Genomic DNA, 12,072 nt, shown 5'->3' on the forward strand with positions numbered 1-12,072 from the left:
TTTTATGATTGGCAGAAACTCTAAAACAACAAGGACAGAATTTGACCAATACCATTGTAGACTATATGCAGTCCAATAGGCCAATAAATGGACTTGGTTACTCTAAATAAGACTGCAAATATGAGACCACCACCCATATATGAGAAAAAGTCTGTCAAAACCCAACCATGATTACTAATGTGCAAGATTCCAAACAAAGCAGCAGATCCAAGCACATCCAGTCCCCATTTCTTCCCTTTTTCCAGAGCGGTCATCACCAATCCACGATAAATTATCTCTTCAAAAATGGGACCTGCAATTACAGGATAGAAAAAATACATCAAAAATGCTGTAGCCCCTGTAAAAGTCGGAATGGCGAGTTGATAAGCAATTTCATTTTTGGTAGGGGGGAAAATAAAAAAGGTTACAAAATTCCAAATAACAAAAGCTAGGAGGGCTAGGAAGGAATAAAAAAGATAGGATCCCTTAAATTTTCTACTATTGATTTTCTGCCATTTCCCTGACCAAACCATAACAATAATAGCAAGCAGAACCACAAGAAAATTCAACATCATATCCGACAAATAATAGGAAAAGTCACATAGACCCGTAGCAAGGTCGCTGTGTAAAATCAGACGAATCAAGAACTGGTCAGCAATGACAAGCAAAACTGCTATAATAAAGTAGTAGAGTGAGATTATTTTTTTCATTCTATTTTCTCCTATACTATGAAAGTATGAAATAAGGACAGCATAGACTGTCCCAGTTCAAACTTGGATAGCTGGGATGCTGTCAGTCCATCACAAGCAACATCTGACTGCTTGAGTTTTCTCGCCAGACGCAATTCCTTGTAAAATTCTCCCAATTCCATTTTTTCAATCATAGCCAAACTCCCTTTACTATTCTATTCGTAAAAACTTTTCCTTTTTTAACATATTATAAAATATTTTAGCAAAAAAGCCAGCTTCAAGCTGACTCTTTATTCCATGGTATCAAAGGCGAGACTTGGTTTGGCATTGAGGTCCAGGCCTGCGAAGTTTTCTTTGTTCCACTCGCTGACACTGGCATAGGCAATCATACCTGCATTGTCTCCACAGAGACGCAGGGGTGGGATAATGACCTTGACATCAGTGATTTCGACTGCCAAGCGTTCTCTAAGACCTTTATTGGCTGCCACGCCACCTGCCACGACAAGGGTTTTAACAGGGTATTTTTCTAAAGCCTTCTTGGTTTTTGCCATGAGAATATCCATGACAGCTACTTGGAAGGAAGCACACAAGTCCTCTGTAGACAAGCTTTCTCCCTTTTGCTCGGCATTGTGGTGAAGATTGATAAAGGCAGACTTCAAACCTGAGAATGAAAACTCCAGATTGTCTTCTTTTATCATCGCACGAGGGAAGTCATAAACATCCTGACCTTGATGGGCCAACTCGTCAATCTCACGACCTGCTGGATAAGTCAAGCCCATGGCACGACCGACCTTGTCATAGGCCTCCCCAACTGCATCGTCTCGTGTCTCCCCAACAATCTTGTAATCGCCAGCCTCTGACACATAGACCAACTCGGTGTGTCCACCGCTGACCAAGAGGGCTAGCAAGGGGAATTCCAAATGCTCCACGCTCTGAGCTGCCATGAGGTGACCAGCCATGTGATTCACGGGGATCAGCGGAAGTCCATGAGCCCAAGCAAAGGCCTTGGCAGCTGACAAACCAACTAGCAGAGCTCCGACCAATCCTGGTCCATAGGTAACCGCCACAGCTGTTATGTCCTCTTCGGTAATCCCTGCTTCTGCTAGCGCCTCCTCGATGCAGGCTGTAATGACCTCGACATGGTGACGACTAGCTACTTCTGGCACTACGCCCCCAAAACGTTTGTGACTCTCAATTTGACTCGCAATGACATTGGACAAGAGCTGGTCGTCGTTTTTTAAGACAGCGACACTGGTCTCATCACAGGATGTCTCAAATGCTAAAATATATCTATCCTTCATCTATTTCTCTCTTCATGATAATGGCGTCCTCGACTGGGTCATGGTAGTAGACCTTTCTCTCAGCGATGACCGCCATCTTTTCTTTCTTGTAAAATGCTTGCGCTCGTTGGTTTGACTTTCTGACTTCTAGGAAAATCTCCTTATCTGTCGGCAATGTTGCAAACAAGGCTGACGCATTTCCCTGACCCTGATAAGTTTGTTTGACAGCGATTTGCAGGACTTCTGCTTCAAAGAGATTCTCCTGCACAGCTAGAAAGCCAATTACTTCTGTCCCATCATAAGCTACTGCATACCAAGTTTGGTCTTGGGACAGGTCTGCTTGGATTTGTTCCAACGTCCAAGGACTGACCGGATAAACATCTGTCATGACTGTGTAGATAGCTTGAGCCATGTCAGGCTGCTGTTGGATTCGTTTGATCTTTATCATAAGCGTTTAATGTAGGACTCGCCAGACTCGGTGTGATTCTTGAGCCAGTTTTCCTCAGCCTCAACTCGTTTGAGGTAATTTGGCACAAAGTCGTGCAAGGAGTCTGCTTCCTTGTCCCAGGCCCAAAGGGCTAGATTGGCTGCATTTGGCAAGGTTTCTTGGTAGCTAGCTTGTGGTTGTTGTTCATGTATTTGTTCCACAAAGGCTCCAACTTCTCCGACAAAGGTTACCTGTTCAGCATCCTTGACCTGCTCTAGCACTTCCGCAAAAGACAGGTGCGCTTCAGGCAAGACTGGCTTGGCATTTTCATAAAAGCCTGCATAGACATTGTTACGACGCGCATCCATGATAGGAACCACCAAGCCTTCTTTTTGGCGTGGCACCAGAGCCAATAGACTAGACATCCCAACTAACTCAATGTTCAGAGTATGAGCCAAGGTCTTGGCAGTTGCTACCGCAATTCGTAAACCTGTGTAGCTACCTGGTCCCTCTGCCACCACGATGCGATCCAAGTCCATGGGCGTCAGGTCCAAACTCGACATCAAAAAATCGATGGCAGGCATGAGGGTAATACTGTGATTTTTCTTGATATTGATCATAGTCTCGGCAAGAACTTGCTTGTCCTCTAAAATGGCTAGAGAAAGAGCCTTGCTAGACGTATCAAAAGCTAATACTTTCATAACACATTCCTATCTTTTTGTCTGTTTACTATTATACTACAAAAGCCAGCGCATGGGAATTTTCTTTGTTTTGAAACAAAAGAGGCCTGCCACTTAGACAAAAAGAAGTGTAAATAAGTCATATATGCCTTAACTCGATTTTCGACGTTAGAAATCATCGTCATAACAATAAAGATAGCACCTAAAAATAGAAAAATCCATCCCATCTATCAAGACGAGGTGGATTTTCTGTATATCTAGAGGAATAATTGACTTTAGGCATTTAAACCAAAGTAGAAAACGAGCCAGACAACATAGGTTACAAGGAGGAGAAAAATTGAATAGAGAGTCACAAAAGCAAGCTTCCAAAGGAATTTTGTTTTGCGGTGTTCCAGATGCACAAACAGGGCATTCCCCCCATAAACAAAAGCTACAAAGACTACAAACATCAAGAGGCGAACCCCTACTGCAAATTCAAACAAACTAAACATTCTTGATCCTCCTTTTGGTATTCCTATTTTTATATAAACTGTTGACAGTATCGGTCTATCAATGTTAAAATGTAATTCAACACTGGTAGGAAAATCAGGTTGAGTCGTTGACTCTTCGGGTTGCAGTGCTATCCCTGAAACTTTGGTTTCTAAAGAACTGAAATTGCGATTGATTAGTTCGCCCCCAGTGTTTGACGGCTCTTGACTTCGGTCAGGAGCTTTTTGATGCTTTTAAAGTTGATTCCCTCAGTAAGTTATAGTAAAGTATAGATATCGAGAGGATAACATAGGGCGACTGGTGACAGAGCGTTCAAAGATACCAACTTCTGGTACGGGTGTGGGACTGCCTTCAGCTTTGAGTTGTAAAGACCCCTGACTACCATTGGTCCTCTCTTTTTGCTTACTCTTAAATTAAGGGCTTTTCTTTGCCTGTTTAGTAAGCACTCCACTCCATCTTGCTATTTCTACATCGTTATACTTATAGATTGACTTCTTAGCCTCATAGATGATAAAATAGAGTAAAGGTTGAGATTTGGTCTGACTTGGTGACAAGTCTTTCAAAGGTTGTGATTCAATCACTTCAGGTAATGGTGTTGCCCCTTGAGCTTGCTCAGAAAGATCCCTTAATTTTGTCTCAGCCTTTTTGTTTGCTCTCGAGATTTCTCAAGAGCTTTTTCTTTTTTCAAAGATATCATTCTGTCCCAACCATCCACTCCAACGATTAATGAAACTAAAACTGTATTCTTCCTTAAATCTACTATCTCTTTAGATTCCCCCTTTCATTATAACACCTAAGCGCTCTCCGACCAAATCCTACCTGTCTTTTTACTCCTTCTTCCCCTCCCGACTTTCTCCATTTCCGTCTTTTACTAATTTTTCATTTTGTGGTATAATTGAAATAATTGTAACGAATCAAGGTCAATCTAGACACAAAATGGAATGAAATCAAGCAAATCTCTGCTAAAAGTTTGGAATAAGCTGACCTGTAAATAGAAAGGAACTATATGATTTACAAAGTTTTTTATCAAGAAACAAAAGAACGTAGCCCACGTCGTGAAACAACACGCTCACTTTACCTAGACATCGATGCCAGCTCAGAACTTGAAGGCCGTATCGCTGCTCGCCAACTTGTCGAAGAAAACCGCCCAGAGTACAACATCGAATTTATCGAACTCTTGTCTGACAAATTGCTAGATTACGAAAAAGAAACTGGCGCTTTCGAGATTACGGAGTTCTAATATGGCCTATACTCTTAAACCTGAAGAAGTCGGCGTTTTTGCCATCGGTGGTCTGGGAGAAATCGGGAAAAACACTTACGGAATTGAATACCAAGACGAGATTATCATCGTCGATGCTGGGATTAAATTCCCGGAAGATGACTTGCTAGGTATCGACTATGTCATTCCTGATTACTCTTACATCGTGGACAATATCGACCGCGTCAAGGCTGTTTTGATTACACACGGACACGAGGACCACATTGGTGGGATTCCCTTCCTGCTCAAGCAAGCAAATGTCCCTATCTACGCTGGACCGCTTGCCTTAGCTTTGATCCGTGGAAAACTCGAAGAACACGGCCTCTTGCGCAACGCCAAACTTTACGAAATCAATCACAACACTGAGTTGACCTTTAAAAATCTCAAGGCAACTTTCTTTAGAACGACTCACTCTATTCCAGAGCCTTTGGGGATTGTTATTCATACTCCTCAAGGAAAAATCGTCTGTACAGGTGACTTCAAGTTTGACTTTACACCAGTTGGTGAACCAGCGGACTTGCACCGGATGGCAGCCCTTGGTGAAGAAGGCGTACTCTGTCTCCTGTCTGACTCGACGAATGCAGAAGTACCAACCTTTACCAACTCTGAAAAAGTCGTTGGTCAGTCCATCATGAAAATCATCCAAGGCATCGAAGGACGCATCATCTTTGCATCCTTTGCTTCAAATATCTTCCGTCTCCAGCAAGCAACGGATGCTGCTGTTAAGACGGGACGCAAGATTACTATCTTTGGACGTTCGATGGAAAAGGCCATTGTCAACGGGATCGAGCTTGGCTACATAAAAGCTCCTAAGGGAACCTTTATCGAGCCAAATGAAATCAAAGACTATCCTGCAGGCGAGGTTCTTATCCTCTGTACAGGTAGTCAGGGCGAGCCAATGGCAGCCCTCTCTCGTATCGCTAATGGAACCCACCGTCAGGTGCAACTCCAACCCGGCGATACGGTCATCTTCTCTTCTAGCCCAATCCCTGGAAACACCACTAGCGTCAACAAGTTAATTAACATCATTTCTGAAGCTGGTGTCGAAGTTATCCACGGTAAGGTGAACAATATCCATACATCTGGACACGGTGGTCAGCAAGAGCAAAAACTCATGCTCCGCTTGATTAAGCCGAAATACTTCATGCCTGTCCACGGTGAATATCGTATGCAGAAAGTCCACGCTGGACTAGCGGTGGATACAGGTGTCGAGAAGGATAATATCTTTATCATGAGCAATGGTGATGTGCTTGCCCTTACTGCTAACTCAGCTCGTATCGCAGGTCATTTCAACGCCCAAGACATCTATGTCGATGGAAATCGTATCGGTGAAATCGGTGCGGCTGTCCTCAAAGACCGTAGAGATTTATCTGAAGATGGTGTCGTTCTAGCAGTCGCAACTGTTGACTTCAAGTCTAAAATGATCTTGTCTGGTCCAGATATTCTCAGCCGAGGCTTTGTCTACATGAGGGAATCTGGAGACTTGATTCGCCAAAGCCAGCGCATCCTCTTCAATGCAATTCGTATCGCATTGAAAAATAAGGACGCCAGCATACAATCCGTCAATGGTGCTATTGTCAACGCCATTCGTCCTTTCCTCTATGAAAATACAGAACGTGAACCAATCATCATCCCGATGATCCTCACACCAGATGAAGAAGAATAAATCATCCCTCACCCATGAAGCACACCCCAAAAAGTAAGAGTAAAATCCAACTTTTGGGGTGTGCTTCATTATTGTGTGAGCTTTATTTAAGTAAAAATTCCTGAGGACTATCAGTTCCTCAGGAATTTGATGTGCTTATGCACCACATCTTCGTTATTCTAGTCTGTTATATTTTTTCTTTTATTTTTATAAAGTAGTTAACTGTAAGTTCTCAACTCGGTCCAAACATTTTTATTACTAAATGTCTTAATTCGTCCAGCTGGACGCCATTCATTAGTTCCTTGATATTTAACCTCTAATTTATAAATATTAACTGTAAAAGAAGCTTTCAAAACTATATAACCATATTTATAAGGCGGAACAAAATGAGTGGCTGCGCTTCCATAAGTAAAACCTATTCCATACTCAGAAGAAGAAAAACTTTGTCCTGATGATATTGACACACTAGCTCCTGAGCTCCCCCCATAAACAGTATAAGAAACTCGTCCAGAAACCGCTGTATCACGGTAAGAGCTGAGGTATGTTCTACGGACACTACTCACTCCATAAGAACGGAATGAACTTGCACTAGAAGGCGTTGTGTTTCTAGATTTTAAAAATTGTTCTCTAGTTTCTAAATTTTCAAACTCATAAATTACCCCAGTTTTATTTTCTTTTAATACCAACTCTGATACCACTTCAAAATCAGAACCTGGAATAGTATCTGCTTTGACATCTAAAAATATTCCAAAAGTGAGCAAGCTAAACAACAATAAGAATATCAACTTAAGTCTGTTCATATCCAATCTCCATTCTAACTAGAAAATCGAAGACGAAAAATAAAATGATATTATTTTTTCAAACTCTTAAAAATCATGATTACCCCTACCATCATTCCTAAAGATGGAACTGGACGCCACAACAAACTCCAAAATATAGATTGTATTTTTAACATTGGTTCATCATCAACTACATGGTAAGGATTTATATGAAAAAGCAAAAGACAGCAACATATGACCAAAACACCACATAGAAATAAGATATCTGGATTTATTTTTCTAATTTTAATCATCCCCTTCCACAATACTTTATTTTTTCAAAAAATGGGAACTTCTTATAGAGAGAAGTGTCTTTTTATTCGTGATAAAATGCAAGGACTAGGGTTAGTGTAACGATGTCTCGCCTAAAATCCGCTCAAAGAATCTTAGGCGAGACAATCGTTTCAGCTACCAAGTGATAGGTACTATTCTCTGGTCAACCTCCGCACCTACATTTGAAATTTGTATATATCTCCCAATTTTGAAAGTATAAAATATAAACTAAAAGACGAATAGTGTATTCAGCAAAACAACTACTGACAGACCCCTCCCTTCTAGTTTAGCTAAATACTTTTGTTAACGCTTTCATTTTATCATAAAATAATTTCAATGTCAAATTTATTTATGAATATAGCTCTATAAATTATAATAAGTAACAAATGTCCTAGAAATTAAAAGCAAAAAACTTTTAGAATATTTATCACTTATGTTTCTAAAACCCTTATTCTCTTGTATTCAATATTCAATATTAGTATCATTGCTTTTACAACGGCCAATCTCAGATCAGTATTTCTTCCACCAATAGTATATTTAATCATTACTTTGAATATTTTAATAATGTTTTATCAGTGGCATAAAAGATTTCTTTTAATTTAATATTTAAATGTGCAATATAAATCCAGAGTCCGTCAAAAAAACAGCCCCGTCTTCGGAGCTGTTTTTCTCTATGCTTTTTTTTCTTGATTTTTAGAAATACTACGGTTTTTACCTTCAAGATACACCATCAAAATAGAAATATCTGCTGGGTTTACTCCCGAAATACGGCTGGCTTGGCCGATGGTTTCTGGATTGATGAGCTTGAACTTCTGGCGGGCTTCTGTCGCAATCGAGTCAATATCATCCCAATCAATATTGGCTGGAATGCGTTTTTCTTCCATGCGTTTCATCTTGGCAACCTGGTCCATGGCTTTGGAAATATAACCTTCGTACTTGATTTCTGTTTCAATTAATTCGATAATCTTGTCATCCAAATCCTCAGCAGCTGGTCCGATAAAGGCCACTACATCTTGGTAAGAAACTTCTGGTCGACGGAGAAATTCTTTGGCTGTCACTGCATCTGTCAACGGCTTGAAGCCCATTTCCTCAACCTTGGCATTAGTTTCCTTGACTGGCTTGAGTTTGATACTGTCTAGGCGCTTCATCTCATTGTCAAATTGATTTTTCTTGATTTCAAAACGAGCCCAGCGTTCATCATCGACAAGACCAATCTCACGACCCATCTCGGTCAAACGCATATCGGCGTTGTCATGACGGAGGATGAGACGGTATTCAGCACGACTAGTCAAGAGACGGTAGGGTTCAATGGTACCCTTGGTCACCAAGTCGTCAATCATCACCCCAATATAACCGTCACTGCGCTTCAAAATCAATTCAGGCTTGCCTTGGATTTTCAGAGCCGCATTGATACCCGCGATAATCCCTTGGCCAGCAGCTTCTTCGTAACCTGACGTTCCATTTGTCTGACCAGCTGTGAAAAGTCCTGAGATTTTCTTTGTTTCCAGAGTCGCACGCAACTGGTGAGGCAAGACCATGTCGTACTCAATCGCATAACCAGTTCGCATCATCTCTGCATTTTCCAAACCTTTGATGGAATGAACCAGCTCACGTTGGACATCCTCAGGCAGACTGGTTGACAAGCCTTGGACATAGACTTCCTCTGTATTACGCCCCTCTGGCTCAAGGAAGAGCTGGTGGCGTTCCTTATCGGCAAAGCGCACAATCTTGTCTTCAATTGATGGACAGTAACGAGGGCCCACTCCCTTAACCACACCTGTAAACATAGGCGCACGGTGGAGGTTATTTTGGATAATCTCATGACTGGTACCATTGGTATAGGTCAACCAGCATGGCACTTGGTCTTTGACATAGTCCTCATCACGCGAAGTGTATGAGAAGTGATTCGGCGCTTCGTCCCCTGGCTGAATCTCTGTCACATCGTAGTTGATAGAGGAAGCCTTGACACGTGGAGGGGTTCCTGTCTTGAAACGACCGATTTCAAGCCCAAGTTCCTTGAGATTATCAGCTAGGTTGATCGAAGCTAGGCTGTGGTTTGGTCCTGATGAGTACTTTAGGTCTCCGATGATGATTTCCCCACGGAGGGCAGTCCCTGTCGTCACGATAACAGCCTTGGCAGCATACTCTTGATGAGTAGCTGTACGAACACCGACAACCTTGCCATCTTCCACCAAAATCTCATCAATCATGGTTTGACGAAGGGTCAGGTTCTCTTGATTTTCAACTGTCTTGCGCATCTCCTTAGAGTAAAGTTCCTTGTCAGCCTGCGCACGAAGGGCACGGACAGCTGGACCTTTCCCAGTGTTGAGCATCTTCATCTGGATGTAAGTCTTGTCAATGGTTTTAGCCATTTCACCACCAAGAGCATCGACTTCACGCACAACAATCCCTTTGGCAGAACCACCGATAGAAGGGTTACAAGGCATGAAAGCCAGCATTTCAATGTTGATGGTCGCAAGCAAGACCTTGCAGCCCATACGGCTAGCAGCTAGGGATGCCTCCACCCCAGCGTGCCCCGCACCGATTACAATAATATCGTATTCTTCCGTAAAATTATAATTCATTTTCTCTCCTATTCCTCAAGATGGATGTGTCTTAGCTGGCCGTCCCAATCTGGTAGGGCTGTTTTTAAAAAGGCTGGAACTAGTTGGAAATCTTCTAACTCATCCAAGTCAATCCACTCACAAGGTTGCTCTCTCTCATCTTCTTGCATGGTCAAAGGTGCATCCTCAAGTAGATCAACCAGATAATGAAACTCGATGTTGTGATAGGAAACACCGTCTTGTTCAAAACGATTTTCAACCACAAAAGCTAGTTTCCCAGCTTGAGCTTTGACACCCAGTTCTTCCTTCACTTCGCGGACTACCGCGTCCTCCGTTCTTTCATTGACTTGAATCGCACCGCCGATAGTGTAATACTTGCCCTTATCTTTGGTGACTAGGAGCTTGCCATTTTGGACAATCAAGGCTGTCGCCCGAACACCAAGAACTGTATTTCCTGCTTTTGTCCGAAAGTCTTGCTGACTCATTTTTATCCTTTCCCTTATACTCAATGAAAATCAAAAAGCAAACTAGGAAGCTAGCCGCAGGCTGTACTTGAGTACGGCAAGGTGAAGCTGACGTGGTTTGAATTTGATTTTCGAAGAGTATTAAACGACACAAAAACAGTCAAAACTCGTAAGAAGTGCAGGACAAAAAGACCTGCAACATCCATGAGCTTTGACCATCATTTCTATTGCTGTTATTATTGTAACAAATTGAGAAAATTTGTCAATCTAAATGTACTGACAAACTTGTCCATCTCGATAAGCATTATCAATCAAACCGCCACCGAGACACTCATCACCATCATAAAAGACAACTGCCTGTCCTGGTGTGATGGCGCGTTGCGGTTCCGCAAAGATGACCTCTGCCTTATCTCCTTTGACATGTACTGTCACCTTAGAATCAGGCTGACGGTAGCGAAATTTAGCTGTACATTCTAGCGTAAATTCCTCTGGCATGTCACGAGTAAAGTGAACTTGACTGGCCTCTAGGCTGGTTGACATGAGCGAGTCATGGTAGAAACCTTGGCCAACATAGAGGATATTCTTGCTTAGGTCTTTTCCGACAACGAACCACGGTGCATTGTCACCACCATGTTGGCCACCGATACCAAGTCCGCCACGCTGACCAATCGTATAATACATCAGACCAGCATGCTCACCCATATCACGTCCATCCACAGTCATCATGCGACCTGGCTGAGCTGGTAGGTAGTTGCTGAGGAAGTTTTTAAAGTTCTTTTCCCCGATAAAGCAAATCCCTGTCGAGTCTTTCTTCTTAGCAGTCGCAAGACCTGCTTCTTCTGCTAGTTTTCGTACTTCAGGCTTTTCCAAATGCCCCAATGGGAACATGGTTTTTTGGAGTTGTTCTTGCGAAAGTTGGCTGAGGAAATAGGTCTGATCCTTGCCATTGTCCACGCCACGAAGCATATGAACGATGCCATCCTCATCACGCGCTACTCGGGCATAGTGCCCAGTCGCAACATAATCTGCCCCTAAGGTCATAGCATAATCCAAAAAGGCCTTGAACTTGATTTCCTTGTTGCACATAACATCTGGATTTGGCGTACGTCCTGCACGGTATTCCGCTAGGAAATACTCAAAAACGCGGTCCCAGTACTCTTTTTCAAAATTGACAGAGTAGTAGGGAATGCCAATCTGGTCTGCCACCGCAGCCACATCCTTGTAATCTTCGGTCGCCGTACAGACGCCGTTTTCATCTGTGTCGTCCCAGTTCTTCATGAAGATACCGATCACATCGTAGCCCTGCTCCTTGAGCAAGAGAGCCGTCACCGACGAATCGACACCACCACTCATACCCACGACAACACGTGTTTTAGAGTTATCACTCATGGTAAGTCTCCCATCTATTCGTTTATTCACGATTGAAGGTCGTGTGTGCTTCACGATTGAAGGTCGCTTGAGCAGTATTCATTATAACACGCTTGGTTAGAGAAGACAAGAAAGAGG

Annotated in this window: 11 protein-coding genes and 1 pseudogene; 2 read left to right on the top strand and 10 right to left on the bottom strand. The window is 42.5% G+C overall.

The annotated features are described in order from the left end of the window. Positions 1–20 precede the first annotated feature (20 nt). From KX728_RS08735 to KX728_RS08760, 6 genes and pseudogenes are all read right to left on the bottom strand, one after another. The gene (locus KX728_RS08735; RefSeq protein WP_215804265.1) at positions 21–689 is read right to left on the bottom strand and encodes a CPBP family intramembrane glutamic endopeptidase; all 669 of its coding nucleotides are present in this window, start codon (positions 687–689) and stop codon (positions 21–23) included. Positions 690–724: 35 nt separating this feature from the next. Further along, positions 725–862, bottom strand: a pseudogene (locus KX728_RS08740) (MutR family transcriptional regulator); the annotation flags it as partial. A 96-nt stretch (positions 863–958) separates the two neighbouring features. Continuing rightward, positions 959–1,969, bottom strand: a complete 1,011-nt coding sequence (gene tsaD / locus KX728_RS08745; protein ID WP_215804264.1) for a tRNA (adenosine(37)-N6)-threonylcarbamoyltransferase complex transferase subunit TsaD — start codon at positions 1,967–1,969, stop codon at positions 959–961. Then, positions 1,959–2,396 carry a ribosomal protein S18-alanine N-acetyltransferase gene (gene rimI / locus KX728_RS08750; protein ID WP_215804263.1) on the bottom strand — a complete coding sequence of 146 codons (438 nt, stop codon included), beginning with the start codon at positions 2,394–2,396 and terminating at the stop codon, positions 1,959–1,961. Before rimI ends, tsaD begins: the two co-directional genes overlap by 11 nt. Continuing rightward, complete coding sequence (gene tsaB, locus KX728_RS08755; protein ID WP_215804262.1) at positions 2,393–3,076, bottom strand: tRNA (adenosine(37)-N6)-threonylcarbamoyltransferase complex dimerization subunit type 1 TsaB; 684 nt, start codon at positions 3,074–3,076, stop codon at positions 2,393–2,395. The genes rimI and tsaB overlap by 4 nt, the downstream gene beginning before the upstream one ends. Positions 3,077–3,330: 254 nt before the next feature. Further along, positions 3,331–3,546 carry a hypothetical protein gene (locus KX728_RS08760; protein ID WP_215804261.1) on the bottom strand — a complete coding sequence of 72 codons (216 nt, stop codon included), beginning with the start codon at positions 3,544–3,546 and terminating at the stop codon, positions 3,331–3,333. 1,004 nt (positions 3,547–4,550) lie between these two features. On the opposite strand from KX728_RS08760, the gene KX728_RS08765 reads away from it, so the two are divergent. Continuing rightward, on the top strand, positions 4,551–4,784 hold the full coding sequence (locus tag KX728_RS08765) for a DNA-dependent RNA polymerase subunit epsilon (protein ID WP_000639585.1): 234 nt from the start codon (positions 4,551–4,553) through the stop codon (positions 4,782–4,784). Between the two features lies 1 nt (position 4,785). Next, positions 4,786–6,468, top strand: coding sequence for a ribonuclease J1 (rnjA, locus tag KX728_RS08770; RefSeq protein ID WP_215804260.1), 1,683 nt, complete (start codon positions 4,786–4,788; stop codon positions 6,466–6,468). 197 nt (positions 6,469–6,665) lie between these two features. Here the strand turns inward: rnjA and KX728_RS08775 are convergent, their stop codons facing one another. From KX728_RS08775 to mnmA, 4 genes are all read right to left on the bottom strand, one after another. Next, the gene (locus KX728_RS08775; protein WP_215804259.1) at positions 6,666–7,247 is read right to left on the bottom strand and encodes a hypothetical protein; all 582 of its coding nucleotides are present in this window, start codon (positions 7,245–7,247) and stop codon (positions 6,666–6,668) included. 962 nt (positions 7,248–8,209) lie between these two features. Beyond that, the gene (gene mnmG, locus KX728_RS08780) at positions 8,210–10,123 is read right to left on the bottom strand and encodes a tRNA uridine-5-carboxymethylaminomethyl(34) synthesis enzyme MnmG (RefSeq protein ID WP_215804258.1); all 1,914 of its coding nucleotides are present in this window, start codon (positions 10,121–10,123) and stop codon (positions 8,210–8,212) included. 8 nt (positions 10,124–10,131) lie between these two features. Then, positions 10,132–10,587: an NUDIX hydrolase gene (locus KX728_RS08785; RefSeq protein WP_215804257.1), complete on the bottom strand. Its 456-nt coding sequence runs from the start codon at positions 10,585–10,587 to the stop codon at positions 10,132–10,134. A 246-nt stretch (positions 10,588–10,833) separates the two neighbouring features. Next, on the bottom strand, positions 10,834–11,955 hold the full coding sequence (gene mnmA / locus KX728_RS08790) for a tRNA 2-thiouridine(34) synthase MnmA (RefSeq protein ID WP_049538060.1): 1,122 nt from the start codon (positions 11,953–11,955) through the stop codon (positions 10,834–10,836). Positions 11,956–12,072: the final 117 nt, after the last annotated feature.

Source organism: Streptococcus oralis (genome assembly GCF_019334565.1).
Classification (GTDB): Bacteria; Bacillota; Bacilli; order Lactobacillales; family Streptococcaceae; genus Streptococcus; species Streptococcus oralis_CR.

Bases quoted from the DNA above. Each gene is read 5' to 3' on its own strand.
- KX728_RS08735 (WP_215804265.1), bottom strand. From the start codon at position 689: ATGAAAAAAATAATCTCACTCTACTACTTTATTATAGCAGTTTTGCTT.
- tsaD (WP_215804264.1), bottom strand. From the start codon at position 1,969: ATGAAGGATAGATATATTTTAGCATTTGAGACATCCTGTGATGAGACC.
- rimI (WP_215804263.1), bottom strand. From the start codon at position 2,396: ATGATAAAGATCAAACGAATCCAACAGCAGCCTGACATGGCTCAAGCT.
- tsaB (WP_215804262.1), bottom strand. From the start codon at position 3,076: ATGAAAGTATTAGCTTTTGATACGTCTAGCAAGGCTCTTTCTCTAGCC.
- KX728_RS08760 (WP_215804261.1), bottom strand. From the start codon at position 3,546: ATGTTTAGTTTGTTTGAATTTGCAGTAGGGGTTCGCCTCTTGATGTTT.
- KX728_RS08765 (WP_000639585.1), top strand. From the start codon at position 4,551: ATGATTTACAAAGTTTTTTATCAAGAAACAAAAGAACGTAGCCCACGT.
- rnjA (WP_215804260.1), top strand. From the start codon at position 4,786: ATGGCCTATACTCTTAAACCTGAAGAAGTCGGCGTTTTTGCCATCGGT.
- KX728_RS08775 (WP_215804259.1), bottom strand. From the start codon at position 7,247: ATGAACAGACTTAAGTTGATATTCTTATTGTTGTTTAGCTTGCTCACT.
- mnmG (WP_215804258.1), bottom strand. From the start codon at position 10,123: ATGAATTATAATTTTACGGAAGAATACGATATTATTGTAATCGGTGCG.
- KX728_RS08785 (WP_215804257.1), bottom strand. From the start codon at position 10,587: ATGAGTCAGCAAGACTTTCGGACAAAAGCAGGAAATACAGTTCTTGGT.
- mnmA (WP_049538060.1), bottom strand. From the start codon at position 11,955: ATGAGTGATAACTCTAAAACACGTGTTGTCGTGGGTATGAGTGGTGGT.